This window comes from Macrococcus equipercicus (assembly GCF_024205945.1).
GTDB classification, from domain to species: domain Bacteria; phylum Bacillota; class Bacilli; order Staphylococcales; family Staphylococcaceae; genus Macrococcus; species Macrococcus equipercicus.
The window spans coordinates 1,908,489-1,924,198 of the sequence record NZ_CP073809.1; the positions used below are offsets into that span (position 1 = coordinate 1,908,489).

Annotated in this window: 17 protein-coding genes, 1 pseudogene and 1 riboswitch; of the genes and pseudogenes, 7 read left to right on the forward strand and 11 right to left on the reverse strand. The window is 50.4% G+C overall.

Annotated features, from left to right (window positions below; all coding sequences use genetic code 11):
* Window positions 1-72: 72 nt before the first annotated feature.
* A riboswitch (SAM riboswitch) is annotated at window positions 73-171 on the reverse strand.
* A 75-nt stretch (window positions 172-246) separates the two neighbouring features.
* The 3 genes from KFV11_RS10160 to KFV11_RS10170 all read right to left on the reverse strand — a co-directional run bounded on the left by KFV11_RS10160 (window position 247) and on the right by KFV11_RS10170 (window position 3,204).
* Window positions 247-1,899: a sensor histidine kinase gene (locus KFV11_RS10160; protein ID WP_254249852.1), complete on the reverse strand. Its 1,653-nt coding sequence runs from the start codon at window positions 1,897-1,899 to the stop codon at window positions 247-249.
* Window positions 1,896-2,564 carry a response regulator transcription factor gene (locus KFV11_RS10165; RefSeq protein ID WP_254249853.1) on the reverse strand — a complete coding sequence of 223 codons (669 nt, stop codon included), beginning with the start codon at window positions 2,562-2,564 and terminating at the stop codon, window positions 1,896-1,898. The genes KFV11_RS10160 and KFV11_RS10165 overlap by 4 nt, the downstream gene beginning before the upstream one ends.
* A 97-nt stretch (window positions 2,565-2,661) precedes the next feature.
* Window positions 2,662-3,204 (reverse strand): GrpB family protein, encoded by a 543-nt coding sequence (locus KFV11_RS10170; RefSeq protein WP_254249854.1) that lies wholly within the window; start codon window positions 3,202-3,204, stop codon window positions 2,662-2,664.
* Between the two features lie 172 nt (window positions 3,205-3,376).
* Between KFV11_RS10170 and KFV11_RS10175 the strand changes: the two are divergent.
* The 4 genes and pseudogenes from KFV11_RS10175 to KFV11_RS10190 all read left to right on the forward strand — a co-directional run.
* Window positions 3,377-3,922: pseudogene (locus tag KFV11_RS10175) on the forward strand (methyltransferase domain-containing protein); the annotation flags it as partial.
* A gap of 45 nt (window positions 3,923-3,967) precedes the next feature.
* Window positions 3,968-4,873, forward strand: a complete 906-nt coding sequence (locus KFV11_RS10180) for a PLP-dependent cysteine synthase family protein (RefSeq protein ID WP_254250620.1) — start codon at window positions 3,968-3,970, stop codon at window positions 4,871-4,873.
* 11 nt (window positions 4,874-4,884) lie between these two features.
* On the forward strand, window positions 4,885-6,030 hold the full coding sequence (locus KFV11_RS10185; protein ID WP_254249855.1) for a bifunctional cystathionine gamma-lyase/homocysteine desulfhydrase: 1,146 nt from the start codon (window positions 4,885-4,887) through the stop codon (window positions 6,028-6,030).
* An 11-nt stretch (window positions 6,031-6,041) separates the two neighbouring features.
* Window positions 6,042-6,506: an S-ribosylhomocysteine lyase gene (locus tag KFV11_RS10190; RefSeq protein ID WP_254249856.1), complete on the forward strand. Its 465-nt coding sequence runs from the start codon at window positions 6,042-6,044 to the stop codon at window positions 6,504-6,506.
* 502 nt (window positions 6,507-7,008) lie between these two features.
* Here KFV11_RS10190 and KFV11_RS10195 read toward each other — a convergent pair.
* Window positions 7,009-7,605 carry a hypothetical protein gene (locus tag KFV11_RS10195; RefSeq protein ID WP_254249857.1) on the reverse strand — a complete coding sequence of 199 codons (597 nt, stop codon included), beginning with the start codon at window positions 7,603-7,605 and terminating at the stop codon, window positions 7,009-7,011.
* Between the two features lie 198 nt (window positions 7,606-7,803).
* On the opposite strand from KFV11_RS10195, the gene KFV11_RS10200 reads away from it, so the two are divergent.
* The gene (locus tag KFV11_RS10200) at window positions 7,804-8,073 is read left to right on the forward strand and encodes a hypothetical protein (protein WP_149459182.1); all 270 of its coding nucleotides are present in this window, start codon (window positions 7,804-7,806) and stop codon (window positions 8,071-8,073) included.
* A gap of 249 nt (window positions 8,074-8,322) precedes the next feature.
* Here KFV11_RS10200 and KFV11_RS10205 read toward each other — a convergent pair whose 3' ends face one another.
* The 6 genes from KFV11_RS10205 to KFV11_RS10230 all read right to left on the reverse strand — a co-directional run bounded on the left by KFV11_RS10205 (window position 8,323) and on the right by KFV11_RS10230 (window position 13,507).
* On the reverse strand, window positions 8,323-9,243 hold the full coding sequence (locus KFV11_RS10205; protein WP_149459183.1) for a nuclease-related domain-containing protein: 921 nt from the start codon (window positions 9,241-9,243) through the stop codon (window positions 8,323-8,325).
* Window positions 9,244-9,438: 195 nt separating this feature from the next.
* Window positions 9,439-9,786, reverse strand: coding sequence for a DoxX family protein (locus KFV11_RS10210; protein WP_149459184.1), 348 nt, complete (start codon window positions 9,784-9,786; stop codon window positions 9,439-9,441).
* Window positions 9,779-10,960 carry a phosphopentomutase gene (deoB, locus tag KFV11_RS10215; RefSeq protein ID WP_254249858.1) on the reverse strand — a complete coding sequence of 394 codons (1,182 nt, stop codon included), beginning with the start codon at window positions 10,958-10,960 and terminating at the stop codon, window positions 9,779-9,781. The genes KFV11_RS10210 and deoB overlap by 8 nt, the downstream gene beginning before the upstream one ends.
* An 11-nt stretch (window positions 10,961-10,971) precedes the next feature.
* Window positions 10,972-12,273 carry a pyrimidine-nucleoside phosphorylase gene (locus KFV11_RS10220; protein WP_254249859.1) on the reverse strand — a complete coding sequence of 434 codons (1,302 nt, stop codon included), beginning with the start codon at window positions 12,271-12,273 and terminating at the stop codon, window positions 10,972-10,974.
* A gap of 38 nt (window positions 12,274-12,311) precedes the next feature.
* On the reverse strand, window positions 12,312-12,974 hold the full coding sequence (deoC, locus tag KFV11_RS10225) for a deoxyribose-phosphate aldolase (protein WP_254249860.1): 663 nt from the start codon (window positions 12,972-12,974) through the stop codon (window positions 12,312-12,314).
* A gap of 146 nt (window positions 12,975-13,120) precedes the next feature.
* On the reverse strand, window positions 13,121-13,507 hold the full coding sequence (locus KFV11_RS10230; protein ID WP_246143141.1) for a Dps family protein: 387 nt from the start codon (window positions 13,505-13,507) through the stop codon (window positions 13,121-13,123).
* A 211-nt stretch (window positions 13,508-13,718) separates the two neighbouring features.
* Between KFV11_RS10230 and KFV11_RS10235 the strand changes: the two genes are divergently transcribed.
* Entirely contained in the window at window positions 13,719-14,399 is a 681-nt protein-coding gene (locus KFV11_RS10235; protein WP_149459189.1) for a hypothetical protein, read from the forward strand.
* A 28-nt stretch (window positions 14,400-14,427) separates the two neighbouring features.
* Here KFV11_RS10235 and KFV11_RS10240 read toward each other — a convergent pair whose 3' ends face one another.
* Window positions 14,428-15,363, reverse strand: coding sequence for an LCP family glycopolymer transferase (locus KFV11_RS10240; protein WP_254249861.1), 936 nt, complete (start codon window positions 15,361-15,363; stop codon window positions 14,428-14,430).
* 156 nt (window positions 15,364-15,519) lie between these two features.
* Here KFV11_RS10240 and KFV11_RS10245 point away from each other — a divergent pair, with 156 nt between their 5' ends.
* Window positions 15,520-15,705, forward strand: a complete 186-nt coding sequence (locus KFV11_RS10245) for a hypothetical protein (RefSeq protein WP_149459191.1) — start codon at window positions 15,520-15,522, stop codon at window positions 15,703-15,705.
* The last annotated feature ends 5 nt before the right edge of the window (window positions 15,706-15,710 follow it).

Below are 15,710 nucleotides of genomic sequence, written 5' to 3' on the forward strand. Positions count from 1 at the left end.
TTCATTTCCTTCCTGTTCCACTCATTCAAGAAAACAAAAGAGGCATCCCTGTCAGATAAGGAATGCCTCTTCTTCTTATCTTCCAGCTGCTGCTGGTAGGAATTAGCACCTTGCCGTAAGGTAGGTTGCTGGACGTCATTGGGCCGTTCCCTCGATCCGTCTTGATAAGTGATTGAATTGTTATTGAACACTATACAATTGTTTGCTGGAAACGTCAACCTATTATTGACTGAAAATTCATTTATTTCATGTCTCATTAAGCGGCAGATAAATTCTGAACTGCGTCCCTGCGACCGAACTCTCGACTTCTATCCGGCCGTTATGGCTGCGGACAATCTGCTGCGCAACCGCGAGACCGAGGCCGGAGCCGTTAGTGTCAGCGGTCGTATTCGTCCCTCGATAATAATGGTTGAATATATAAGGCAGTTCTTCTTTGTTGATGCCGCTGCCGTTGTCCGCAATCGTGATGACCAGCGCATCGTCCACTACTGTCGTGTTGAGCCAGACGTCAACATTATCGTTATGTACGAAGGCATTCGATATAATGTTGAGCAGCACCCGCTTCATCCGTTCGCGGTCAATCAACACGACTACATCCGTCTGATTGACATAGCGCAAGTTCGGCTGATTGTAGTTATCGACAAACTGATTGATATAAGGCACGATAGGCGTTGCTTCCTTATTGAATTCCAGCACATCGCTTTTCAGCTCGTAAGTCATGTTCAAGTCTTTGATCAACGTATCGATGTAGAGCGCTTTATCTTCAATGATCTCGGCAAATCGCTGCCGTTCCTCGCCCGTGATCTCGATGTCGCTTGTCAGCAGTTTGCTGTAGCCGTAAATCGAGCTGAGCGGCGTCTTCAAGTCATGACTGATTCCTGCGATCCATTCCTCACGCAGCTTGCCGATCCGCTTCTGATACGCTTCATCCATCCGGAGTTTCGTCGTCAGCTCTTTAATCGATTCATCGACAGACGTATACATGCGGTACTTTCGGCGCAGACGGCCACGCCGATATACTTTGTCGTTCTCCGGCACTACATAAGTCCCGCTCTGCAGCTGCTTCACCCAGTCGATAAAATGGACGAGCGGCCGTGTCAGCCGGTAGCCGAGAATCAGCGCAAGCGTCAGTATGATACCGAATACGAGGACGGAAAAGCCGAGGTACCACAGCAGGAAATTCTTTATGTCCGACATAAAGGCCTGATCTTTGAACACGCCGTTCTCGTCAAAGATGATCTGCTTGTCGAGCACGCTCGGATTTTTCTGGACGAACAAGTAGTAGCGGCCGTCGCGCATCGTCTCCCGGATATTGTAGTCATTGAAGTTATCCCCGTTTAAATCCTGGAACCACGCCTTCTCAATAAGCTTCGTCGAGAAATCACCATGGATCTTCTTCAGCTCCGCCGCTCGTGAACTCTGCATGAATAAACCGAGCTCATGCTGATTCATATAGCGCTTCAGCTTGTCGTCCTGCCTTAAGTCAAACAGCTCCGCCGCCTTGACGATCGGCTTCCGGCTGATTAAAACCGCCTGGCGGTCAGGTGTCAGCGACCATGTCGTTATATCTTGAATATAATACCAGTACAGCCCGTGCAGCTGTTCATTGTTCTGGTTGAAGACTTTTAGTGTCCTGCCGTTCTCATCTCTAATAAGCAGCATGCTGTCATTCTTCTTCAGTGCATCCCGGAGCGGCTGCTTGATGGAGATGCCGCCCTTCGTGTTGATCAGTGACTGCATCGTTGACGTCGACTCAGTCGTGAGGTCACCGGTGAGCAGCGTGCCGTCCCAGCGGATGGTCAAATAAATGAAGAGCGCGATGACAGCGATATTGATCAATACATATAATAATAGGAAATAATTGATGAAACGCCATGTGAATTTCCGTCCGATGCTCATTCTTCAATGCCTACTTTTAAAATATAGCCGACACTGCGGATGGTCAGCAGCCGCTTCGGTTCACTCGGATTGTCCTCGAGCTTCTCTCTCAGCTTTCTGACATGGACCATTACTGTGTTCTCATCGACGAAGCGATTTTCCCACACTGCCTCGTAAATCTCTTCTTTCGTCAGCACCCTGTTCTGGTTTTCGTACAAATACTGCATCAGTAAATACTGCTTGCCGGACAGGTGATACGTCCTGCCGTCCACAATCAGCTCTGCTTTCCGCTCATCAAAGAAAAACGCAACATTCCGGTAATCGCGTACATAACGCTGGGCATTCGCTTTGACGCGTGCCGCTAAAATAAGCGGGTTAAAAGGTTTTGTAATATAATCATCTGCGCCTGTAGCGAAGCCTTTCAGCTTGTCGTCGTCAGTGACATTCGCTGAGACATAGAGGATCGGTGCCTTCGAGAAGCTTCTGATCTGCTCAGCAAGCTTATACCCTGAGCCGTCCGGCAGATTGATGTCCAGTATATACGTGTCATGGTGAACGGCCAGCCGGTCTTCCGCTTCCTTGCAGTTCAGCGCGATATTTACTGGCTCAAAGCCTTCTTTCAGCAGAATGAAACGAATCATTTCAGCAATCTCAATCTCATCTTCAATTATCAGGACGCTTGTCATCCTCTCACCTCTTTGCCATTTGTTATAGCATTAAACATGACCGGATTCAATAGCGTCCCTTAATTTTTAAGGAAAATTTAAGAAAAAAGCCCGGCTCTCACGAAATCAGTTCTTTCGGCAGCAACGAATGATTGTTATACCAGGACAATGCTTTCTGCTCCATCACCAGGACGAAACTATTCTTCCCTTCGATATAGGACGCGATATCAAACGGATAGCGCTGTGCAAGCTCGAACTTCAGGGCTTGATAGCGTTCCATCTCACCGCGGAACGTCCGCAAGTAGTCACGGAACGCCAGATGCCGCACGATATTGGCATCTCCTTTTTGGTACACATGAACGTGATGCGTCCGGTTGTCACCGCCTTTTTGGAAATAGCGGCGGCCCGGTATGCCGTTCTCACCGTGCACCGTGTAGCCGAGCGCTGTGAGACAGTCGGTCAAGTCATCGACCGCCGCAAGATCTTTGACGACCGGCATGATATCGATGACCGGTTTCGCGGCCAGCCCCGGCACAGCTGTCGAACCGATATGATGGATGGCCACAAGCTGGTCTTTGAACACGTCGCGGAGCTTCCGTGCTTCTTCAATGTAGAGATGCTGCCATATGCTGTCATAAGGCTCCACTATGACTCTTCTCATCTAACTCCCTCCTTAGAAATCATAATAATCAGACTTCTCTGTTGGAAGTATTATAGTATGATGCCGGCATTTTCACAAATCATTTCATTGTCACTACAAGACATTCATGGTATTATTAATCCCGAGTTAATCAGTAGGAAAAAGAAGAGGTGGCATAATGGCTTTATCTTTTATGGATATTTTTGAGGAATGGGCTGTGAATTATGACGAGGCAGTGAGCGGTCATAATCCAGAGTACAAAGATGTGTTCGAGAACTACACGTTTATGCTGAAGGAAGCAGCAAAGCGCGCTGAAGGACGGACGATTGAATTCGGTCCCGGTACCGGCAATTTGACGCTGCTGCTCCTGAACAAAGGACTGGAAGTGACCGCATACGAACCAAGCCCTGAGATGGCGGCAATCGGCGAGCAGAAGACCGGCCTGTCATTCAAGACAGGTGACTTCCTGCATTTTGCTGCGACCGAAGCCGATACGATCATCAGTTCGTTCGCCTTCCATCATCTGACGGACACGGAAAAGTCAGCAGCCATCAAACAGTACGGCACACTGCTCAATGACGGCGGCCGCATCGTCATCCTTGATACGATGTTCAACAGCCGGGACGAGAAACAGCACATCATCCGCCATTACGAGGCGCTCGGCCATCATCATCTGGTCGAGGATTTGAACCGCGAATACTATCCATTGAAAGAGACAATCATGGCCATCGCAAAGCAGCACGGCTTCAACTTTGAGTCGGTGCAGCTGAACAACTTCGCTCATCTGACGGTCCTCACTAAAAAGACATATCACAAGCCTGCTGACTTAACCGGCGGCACACCGCTTGTCGAACTGACAGCATTTGAGCTGCCGGCAGGTGTGCGCCTGTTCGCAAAGCTTGAGATGTATAATCTCGGCGGCTCCGTGAAAGACCGGCTCGGCCGTCATTTGATCGACGAGGCTGTGCGCCGCGGTGACATTAGCACCGGTGAAGTTGTAGAGGCGACTGCCGGCAATACAGGCATCGGCCTCGCTCTCGCCTGCCTCGCGCACGGCTTGAAACTCCGCCTCTATGTTCCTGAGAAATTCAGTATTGAGAAGCAGGCGATCATGCGGGCGCTCGGCGCAGAGCTGATCATGACCGCGACTGCTGACGGTATGCTCGGCGCCCGTGCAGCAGCCGCGGCAGACGCAAAGAGGACCGGCGCCTACTATACGAATCAGTTTGAATCGTCAGCTAATCCCGCAAGTTATGATAAACTGGCAAATGAACTGACCGCTGAACTCGGTGAGGTCGCGATGATTGTTGCCGGTGCAGGCAGCGGCGGGACGTTCACCGGTCTCGCTGAACGGCTGAAGCCAAGAGGTGCGCGCACGGTCGTCGTTGAACCAGTCGGCTCGATCTTAAACGGCGGTGACAGCGGGTCACACCGCACAGAAGGTATCGGTGTGGAAGTATGGCCGAAGTTTATGACACGGGAACTGATTGACGCGATTGAGACCATTACTGATGACGCCGCGTTTGATGCAGTGAAAGAACTGGCACGACGTGAAGGGCTGCTGGTCGGCAGTTCATCGGGCGCTGCACTTGCTGCAGCACTGAACCAGGCACCTTATGTCCAGGGAAATATCGTTGTTATTTTCCCGGATGCAAGCGACCGTTATTTATCACAGCATATATATGATTAAGGAGCGTTATAATGAAAAAGAAAACAATGATGATTCACGGCGGCCGTACGACCGATGAATTTACCGGGGCAGTCTCCACGCCTATCTACCAGACAAGCACGTACAAGCAGGACGGAATCGGCGGACTCCGTCAGGGCTATGAATATTCACGGACAAAAAATCCGACGCGGTCCGCACTTGAGTCACTCATCGCAGACCTCGAGCACGGCACTGACGGCTTTGCCTTCGGTTCAGGGATGGCAGCTGTATCAGCGGTCATCATGATGCTGAATGCCGGCGACCATATCGTCGTCGGTTCTGATGTCTACGGCGGTACATACCGCGTATTCACGAAAGTATTCGACCGTATCGGTGTCAAATCAACGTTTGTCGATACGACGGACGAAGCAGCAGTGACAGCAGCGATTACAGAGAACACAAAGATGCTCTACATCGAGACACCGACTAACCCGCTGCTGAACGTCACAAATATTGAACGCATGGCCGCCATCGCAAGCGCGCACGGCTTGATCTCTGTCGTCGACAATACATTTATGACACCCTACTTCCAGAATCCGCTTGACCTCGGGGCAGACATCGTGCTGCACTCAGCGACTAAATATATCGGCGGTCACAGTGACGTTGTCGCAGGTCTGCTTGTCACAAAAGATGCCGCGATTGCGGAGCAGTTAGGGTTCATCCAGAACTCAGTCGGCGGCGTGCTCGGACCACAGGACAGCTTTCTGTTGATCCGCGGCATTAAAACGCTCGCTCTGCGTATGGAGCAGACGGAGAAAACGACGCTTGAAATCGTCGATTATCTGAACAGCAACAGTCAAGTGACAGCTGTCTTCCATCCAAGTCAGCTCGGTGCGGCGCAGCTTGCTGTACAGAAACGCCAGGCGACCGGTTTCGGTGGAATGATCGCCTTTGACGTCGGTTCTAAAGAACAAGCAGAACTGCTCGTCCGCTCGCTTGAGTACTTTACGCTGGCAGAATCTCTCGGCGCCGTCGAAAGCTTGATCTCAGTACCGAGCCAGATGACGCATGCTTCTATTCCACGTGAACGTCGCCTTGAACTAGGTATTACAGATGGATTAGTCCGTATCTCAGTGGGTATTGAAGATAGTGAAGACTTACTGGAAGACTTAAAACAAGGCTTTAAAGCCATTCAATAAGGAGTGTCAACATGCAGAAAATGAATGTGGAAAGTTTCAACCTTGATCACACAAAAGTCGCGGCACCATTTGTCCGCCTAGCAGGCATTAAAGAAGGACAGCACGGCGATGTCATCCATAAATATGACATCCGTTTCAAGCAGCCGAACAAAGAACATATGGAGATGCCGGCGCTTCATTCACTGGAACACTTAATGGCAGAAAACATCCGTAATCATACCGACAAAGTCGTCGACATCTCACCGATGGGCTGCCAGACCGGCTTCTACTTATCGCTCATCAACCATGCGGACTACGATGACGTCCTTGTCATTTTAGGGCAGACATTGAACGACGTGCTGACAGCAACAGCCGTGCCGGCCTGCAACGAAGTGCAGTGCGGCTGGGCAGCAAGCCACAGCCTGGCAGGCGCACAAGCACTCGCGACAGACATGTTAGCTCATAAAGACAAATGGTCTATCATTTATCAGGATTAATTATTGAGAGTAGTGGCCTTCAAACAGAGCGTTAATTTGAAGGCCACTTTTTTGCTGATTATGGTGATTATTCCGGAATTTTGGCCTTCAAACGGCTCTTGAAGGCCACTTCTCACTGATTTCACTCATTTTTCTGGAATTTTGGCCTTCAAACGGCTTCTGAAGGCCACTTTTCATATAATAACAAAAAAATCCCGCTGTTATTAGCGGGATTTTATTTATCGACCGAACTCTGTCCGGTAATGTTGGAACCTTGGATGAAGTATTTGTAGAGCATAAAGAACAGAACGATGACCGGCAGCAGCACCATCAGCCACCCTGCCATCAAATAGTTCTATCGGGTCGTGCTTCGTTCTTTGAAAACTTGCAGATCGAGCTGCAGTGTATAAAGATTTTCATCATTGCTGTCAAGCTGTGGTCCTAAAAAGTCATTCCAGACACCGCAGTTTATTTGTCTAAAATTATTCTAAATAAAAAAGCAGTGCTACTGCTTTTTTAATATTTAGAAGCGGATGATATTCACCGCGCCATACACATCATCAAAGTTATTCAACACTTTCAGCTGGTTATCTACGATGTCGAGTTTGTATTTCCCGGTTCTTTCATTCAATTTCGCGGCAGTGTTCTTATCAGCGTCTTCACGCTGCTTGAAGTCGAATATCACGGCATAGTCTTTACGGTCGCCTGTGCCGTAGACTAAGTCACCGATCACTTCCGCCGTCCCGTCACCTTCAAATGACTGTCTGTATTCTTCAGGCAGTGTGAATCTGAATGTGTAGTGCGGTGTGTTATGCATCAGATGGTTGTACAGTATATCATCAATCGTATAGTCGATGCGCACTGATACGCCCGTCTCATTCGGTGTCACATGGAAGTTTTTCAGCATAAAATGCGGCATGTAGAACTCCTGACCGATATACTGGTTCGGTGTCTTCTGTTTTTCGAACAGCTTAGGCGCGTCAGCCCCCTCACTGGATGATTTCTTTGTTAATGCTATAACTGTTGCTCCGATTGCCAGCGCACCAAGCAGTACTCCAAGAGTGTATCTGGATTTGCCAGGGCGACGGACCGGTTCTTCATAATGATATGGGCAGCCCATAGTTGAACCCCTTTCGTCTATAGAATAATACTAGTATACCCTTTTACTGTGCTGTAATGCATGTCCCACCTAAAAAAGTTTCCTCTAACAGCTAAGGCTGAATGTCGTCACGTATTTACTTTATTTACAATTACTTAACTGAAAATTAACCGCATGGCCGACCGTTTCTTAGTATGATGTGAATACGGAGATGATGTCATGTTCAACAGAAAAGAACGGCTGCAGCTCATTGAGACATATGGCAGAGAAGATGCGCTTGCTCGTTACACTGCTGAAGCTGAGCTGATCACAGCGGAAGAGCTGAAACGCTACCGGGCAGAACTCATCAGTGACTTCCATCATCATTGTGCAGTCGATGATGCGACCTGCTTCATAGACTACTGCTATACTCATCATACTGACAACTTCGACGATATCGTCGACTGGCTCCATACGTTGAGAGCCATCCAGCGTCAAATCGAAGGATAACTCCTTAACAGGAGAACAAAAAGTGGCCTTCAGCTAATTGCTGAAGGCCACTTCTCACTCTTTTCAGCGGTCACCGCCTGAATTTTGGCCTTCAAACGGCTCCTGAAGGCCACTTCTCACTCTTTTCAGCGGTCATCGCCTGAATTTTGGCCTTCAAACCACTCCTGAAGGCCACTTCTCACTCTTTTCAGCGGACTCCATCTGAATTTTGGCCTTCAAACCACTCCTGAAGGCCACTTCTCACTCTTTTCAGCGGACTCCATCTGAATTTTGGCCTTCAAACGGCTTCAACTTGTATTTTGTCGACCGGTTATTGCCCATTTTAATCGCATGTTTCCTTAGAAACCGCTTGACGGTCGTTCTGGAACTCATCGTCCAGTCCATCGCTTCTGCAATCGTAAACGAGTCGTTCTTAATCAGCATCAGTTCATGCAGGTTGGCCATCATCACCGCTTCCCGCTTCATTGAATGACCGCAGCTGCAGTCCACGTACTGCTGATACAGCACTGGCGTAAACAGCTGCCGGCAGTCCATACATCGCAGCCGTGAATCAACACACTCATAATCAGTAGTCTTCCTGTTACTGTACGGATAATGGCCAGCGTGCTTCGCGACGAGTGTTTTTCCGATGGCGATGTCGCGCGGTGTCACTTCCAATGTGTTTAAATAATCGACAATCTGCGGGCACTGCGCCGGAAATACGACCCGCGCATCACCGTCAAACCCGACAAGGCGGAATGTTTCGTTGATAAAGACAATCCGGCTCGTTATTTTCGCTGTGATGCCGCTGTCCTGCAGCACTTTGTCGAGCATGTAGCGGGCGCGTTCCAGCTGCGGCCGGTAATCTTTAATAATGCGTGCGTTTCTGCCGATCATATTCCCCTGGTCATACTGATAAATCCCGCCGTTATTCTTGACATCAAAGAGCAGCACATGACCGCCCGCAATCACGATGAAATCATACTGCGCGTAGTCTTCCGCTTCCAGCAGCAGATCCCAGATGACAACACTATCGAGCGATTCAAGCAGCTTGAAAAACTGCTTCTCCCCGTCCAGTCCTGACCGGTGCTTCATTAACTGCCGGTAATCTTCATCGACCAGCGTCACCCGTTTTTCCAGCGCTTCAAGATAGACAAATTCATGACTTTTACTATAGCTTTTCAGTAGCAACAGCTCACCTCCGCCACTATAATAACACGTCTACGTGAATGACGTTTTTTCGCGCCGCTGCAGTTTTTCAAGAAAATCTGGCAGCTTTTGAAGAAATCACGCTCACAAGCTGCAGATTTTCACGAAAATCACACTTTTCATCAAAATTCGCTTTTTTCGCGCCGCAGAAAAAAGAGAGTCGTCATCGACTCTCTTCTACAACTTATCCATCTCTTTAATCAGCCATCCCTGCAGCGGCAGTCTGCCCCACAGCGCCCACCATGGCAGCTTTCTGCCGTTCAGGTCGATATTGTTCGCCGCCATATAGACGTTCGCCGGAAAGACTGCGACTAAAAACAGCTGCAGCAGCCGCTTTGTCTTCGGGCCCGGCTTTCTTAACAGCAGGCTCAAGCCGAACAGCACTTCCATGACGCCGGACGCCTGGACGATGAACTTGCGGCACGGCAATACTTTCGGCACAATCTTACGGAAGTTCTCCTCCCGTGTGAAATGCAGCACGCCGGCCACCGTATAAACCGTGCCGTACAGCAGCCGCCTAAACATTCATGTCACCTAAATAGCTGCGGCCGAACTCAGGCAGCGGTACACCAAAGTTATCAGCGATCGTCGCACCGATTGACGCGAATGTGTCGTGGCCGGCAAGCTTATGGTAATCCTTCACTTTCGGACTGAACATCAGGAGCGGCACATATTCACGCGTGTGGTCAGTGCCTGGTGCGGTCGGGTCGTTCCCGTGGTCCGCCGTAATGATGACCAGGTCATCTTCACGGAGCTTCGGAATGAGTTCGCCTAACCGGTCGTCGAATGCTTTAATGGCATTCGCATAGCCTGCTTTGTCGCGGCGGTGACCGTACAATGCATCGAAGTCCACTAAGTTCAGGAAGCTCAAGCCTTCAAAGTCACGGCCGACCACTTCAATCAGCTTGTCCATGCCGTCCATGTTGTCCTGCGTGCGGATCGCTTCTGTCACGCCCTCGCCGTCATAAATATCATTGATCTTACCGATGGCGATGACGTCAAAGCCGTTATCTTTCAGCTCATTCATCACTGTACGGCCGAACGGTTTCAGCGCGTAGTCATGGCGGTGCGCTGTCCGCTTGAAGTTGCCCGGCTCACCGACATACGGCCGGGCGATAATGCGGCCGATCAAATATTTCGGGTCTTTCGTCAGCTCGCGGACTTTCTCGCAGATGTCATACAGTTCATCCAGCGGAATGATATCTTCATGTGCCGCAATCTGCAGCACCGGGTCAGCAGAAGTGTAGACAATCAGGTCACCGGTCTCCATTTGATGCCTGCCATATTCCTCAATAATCTCTGTGCCTGACGCCGGCTTGTTCGCGACGACTTTCCGCCCTGACAGTTCTTCGATGGCTGCCACCAGTTCGTCCGGGAAACCGTCCGGATAGACGTTGAACGGCTTGTCAATATTCAGCCCCATGATCTCCCAGTGGCCGGTCATCGTATCTTTGCCGACAGACGATTCGCTGAGCTTCGTATAGAAGGCTTCCAGCTTATCGACGGCTGCGACGCCCGGCAGCGCTTCAATGTTACCGAGTCCGAGCTGCTGCAAGTTCGGCAGTGATTCACCGAAGCCTGCCAGTGTGTTTCTCAACGTATGGCTGCCAGTATCGCCGAAGTCAGCCGCATCCGGTGCCTCACCGATGCCGACGGAGTCCATGACGATTAGATGGATTCTGTTAAATGCTTTAGTCATAATAACCACTCCTACTCTGTGATAATCGTATGAATCAACGTCGGTGCGTCAGCATGCGCGCTGATCTCGATATTGTCATAGATTTTCTGTTTGACGTCTGCCACGTCTTCGCGGTTCGCATAAATTGTCACAAGTGACTCGCCTGCTTCTACTTTGTCGCCGACTTTTTTGCGGAGCATCAAGCCGACCGCAAGATCTATCGTATCTTCTTTCGTCGCACGGCCCGCACCTAGTAGCATGGACGCCACGCCGATTTCGTCTGCAACGATGCGGCTGACGACCCCGCCTGCTTGCGCCGGCACTTCAATCGTGTAAGCTGCCTGCGGTAACTTCGACACATCATCCACGACACTGCCGTCACCACCCTGGTTCACTAAAAAGTCGCGGAACTTCTCAAGTGCGGCTCCGTTGGCAATGACTTGCTGGAGCTTCACACGCGCTGCATCCAAGTTGTCAGCCTTGCCGCCGAGCACGACCATCTGGCTGCCGAGCGTGAGCACGAGCTCCGTCAAATCTTCCGGCCCTTCGCCGCGCAGTGTCTCAATCGCTTCCTGCACTTCCAGCGCATTACCGATCGCAAACCCGAGCGGCTGACTCATATCAGAGATGATCGCCATCGTCCGGCGGCCGACGTTGTTGCCGATCTTCACCATAGCACGCGCCAGACGTTCTGCATCTTCGTCGGTCTTCATGAATGCGCCGGCACCTGTCTTGACATCAAGCACGATTGCGTCTGCGCCTGCTGCAATCTTCTTGCTCATAATGCTTGAGGCGATCAGCGGGATGCTGTTGACCGTCCCTGTCACATCGCGCAGTGCGTACAGCTTCTTGTCAGCCGGCGTCAAATTGCCTGACTGACCGATGACTGCCACTTTATGCTCGTTCACAAGACGCGTGAACTCGTCCTCTGTAATTTCCACGTGGAACCCTTCCACCGTTTCCAGCTTGTCAATTGTGCCACCTGTATGACCCAGTCCGCGTCCACTCATCTTGGCGACTGGAACACCGAGCGCTGCAACGAGTGGTGCCAGCACAAGTGTCGTCGTATCGCCGACGCCGCCTGTGGAGTGCTTGTCGACTTTAATGCCGTCGATTGCTGACAAGTCAATCTGGTCCCCGCTTTCCACCATCGCCATCGTCAAGCTCGCGCGCTCGTCATCATTCATATCCTGAAAATAAATCGCCATCGCAAGAGCAGACGCCTGGTAATCCGGAATCTCTCCGTTTGTATAACCTGTGATGAAGAATTCAATCTCTTCTTGCGACAGTTCGCCGCCGTCGCGTTTCTTCGCAATAATGTCCACCATTCTCATGATATGACCTCCCCTTATTCAGATAAAAAAGCAGACGGTTAGTAGTTCCCGTCTGTTGTCTGCCCCTGCAGAATTTGCACGCCCGCGCTCGCGCCGATACGCGTCGCACCCGCTTCGATCATCGCATTGACGTCGTCAGTCGAACGGACGCCGCCCGATGCTTTAACACCCATGTCCGGGCCCACTGTCTCGCGCATCAGCTTCACGTCTTCAACAGTCGCGCCGCCTGTAGAGAAACCCGTTGATGTCTTGACGAACGTTGCGCCCGCTTCTTTCGCAAGACGTGATGCACGGCGTTTTTCGTCGTCATTGAGCAGACTTGTCTCGATGATGACTTTCGTCGTCACACCGCCTGCTGCCGCAACCACTGCTTGAATGTCTTCAAGGACAAGCGCGTCGTTACCTTCTTTCAGGGCGCCGATGTTGATGACCATATCGACCTCGCCGGCACCATTCTGGATCGCATCCTTCGTTTCGAATGCCTTCACAGCAGATGTCGCTGCGCCTAACGGGAAGCCGATGACCGTGCAGACTAAGACGTCAGTCCCTGCCAGCGCTTCCGCACAGCGCTTGACGTGCGTCGGGTTGACACAGACGCTCATAAAGCCGTGCTCCTTCGCCTCAGAGACAAGTGTGTCAATCTGCGCGGTCGTTGCTTCTGGTTTCAATAAGGTGTGATCAATATATTTAGCTAATTCCATAAAAAAATTCCTCCTTTATAATCATGTCAATTATACATTATCCAGCGGTAATAATCATACTAAAGTGGATGCCACGGCGAAGCAGCAAAAACGTGATATGGGCCGCATCCCAGGAATACGGCCCATGTCATATTATTCAGCTGCTATTATTTCCCTAAGTAAGAAGCAAGCATCCAGTTATGTTTCTCGAACTGCGTGATCATCTCTAAGATCATGTCAGCTGACATTTCGTCTTTTGCTTCCTCAGCTGTATTCTGTCCTTCTTTCAGCTGCTCGATCAGCTGCTGCAAGTCATTGGACAAGTCTTTGACCATCTCTTCAGCCGTCAAATGCTTACCGGCTTCTTTGACGATTGACTGCTCCAGACATTCTTTCAGCGTGGCAACCGGATGACCGTTGATCGCAAGCACACGTTCAGCTGTCATATCCAGATACTGACCGACTTCTGTATAGAGCTCCTCGAATTTCACATGCAGCGAGAAAAAGTTAGGACCTTTCACATACCAGTGATAGTTATGCAGCTTCGTGTACATCACTGTGAAGTTCGCGACCTGCTGATTCAAGACATCAATAACCGGTGACTCTTGCCGCTCTTTCGGTGCTTTAGTGACTTTCTTTGAAGTGGCCTTTGTTTCTTTTTTAGCTTTTTCCATGTAGAAATTCCTCCTATATTATAATGAATGCTGACACAATATGTCTTTACCCACAATTTCGGGGTATAATACATTAAAAAAGGAGTGTCCTATGTTTAATAAATATATCATCCCTGCTGTGCTTGTCATTATCCTCGCTGTCATGCTCTTCACTATCGACTTATGGAAAAGTGCTGTCGCCTTGCTGCTGCTGACGGACAACTACATTATCTTCGTCATCAGCGCGGCCGTCATCGCCGGACTCATCGGTCTCGTCTACAGCCGCCTCGCCTACAAAGTCGATAATGACCCGTCACTCGCGCACGCTGAGCAGGACCGTCAGTCGTTCAAAAAGTTCTCGCTGATGAACATCGCCCTCATCATCGCCTTTTATTTCGCGCTCGGCTCCATTTTACTCGTCACGCTCAATCATGCGCCCGTCTGGTTAGCCGTGACAAGTGTCATCGTCTTGCTGTTCGCCGTCGTCATCCGCTATTACGGCTACAGCCTGATCAACACACTGTACCCGGAACGCGAGCTGCCGAACAGCTTTGAGCCGGACTTTGATGACCGGCTCATCCAGTCACTGAACAAAGAAGAGATGCTCGTCATCTTCACCGGCCTCTACAATGCTTTCAAGCTGACCAACATTCTGCTGCCGGCTGCGATGCTCGTCATCACACTGTACGGCTATGCGACAGGGCAGTCGCAGCACTTCGCGCTCTGCATCATCGCGGTGAGTGCGATGCTCATCAACATCATCTACCAGCTCACCGTCAGAAAAATGATTTAAAGCTCCGGCCAGACGGCCGGAGCTTCTTTCATTTATTCAAGTTCTTCATATATAACGCTTTAATGTGCTGCTTGTTCTTTTCGTCTGCCATGAAGTACCACAGGCCGTCGTCCAATGTCTGGCCGGTACCTTCCAGCTGGTGCTTCTCCACGTGATCCAGTGCCGCTGTGTAGCTTGTGCCGAGACTCTCCAGCTCATTGAATGACAAGTCCGTCACGACGTTGCCTGATATCGTCTTCAGCATGCCGTCAAGCTTGCTTACGGAACCGACGCTGAGCACTTTCTTCGCCAATGCCTGCACGACCAGCTGCTGACGTTCCTGACGGCCGAAGTCTCCGCCTGACCCGTCTTCTTTCCGGCTTCTGATAAATGCCATCGCCGTATTGCCGTCCATCTTCATAGCCTGGCCTTCCACAAACTGATAGTTACGCACTGTGAACGTCGCGTTGCTGACGACTTTAACGCCGCCGACATTATCGATCATGTCTTTCATGCCGTCCATGTTGATCGTTGCGTAGTAATCAATCGGCACACCCATCAGCTGCTCGACCGATTTGACTGCCATTGCAGCGCCGCCGTATGCATAGGCATGGGCGATTTTTTCCTGCGTCCCTTTACCGACCATCGTGCTGTACGTATCGCGCGGTATTGACACCATCACCGTCTTCTTCGTGCTCGGGTTGATGCTTAAGAGCATGATCGTGTCACTGCGGCCTGCGTCTCCTGTCGCAAGACGCGTGACATTGGAATCGACACCGAACAGAGCGACTGATATCGGGTCTTTCCTGTCGATTGCAACGGCGCTGTCCCGCAGCTCCGATTTCTTCCGGTTCTCGATCGGCTTATGGATAGAATCCGCTGTGCCTTTCACCTTGAAATAGGAATAACCGAGAAAGCCGGCGCCGGCAATGATCACTAAACTTAAAATAATTAACGGAATAAAACAGCCTTTTCTTTTCTTCATCTCTCCACCTCAGCAATATTGTACACTTATCTTTACAAAATTGCATCCACCTTAAGGCGGATAATACGGGAAACTAGCTACTATGCTGCCTGGACAGGCATTTATGTTAACAGCTGCCGGGAGTTTAGTTATAATTGCTCTAAAAGGAGGATGATTATGAAAGAACTGACGCCTGACGAAATCGCTCATTTAACACAGGGGGAATTTCTGCATGATAAAGCCACATGTCCTCACCAGCAGCTGGCCGTCGTCCTGCCTGACAGGACGCTCTACATCTGCCTTGACTGCGGGATGGAACGCACGACGCTCACTGAGTTCACCCCGCGAACCGGCATTGTTTAGCAGCA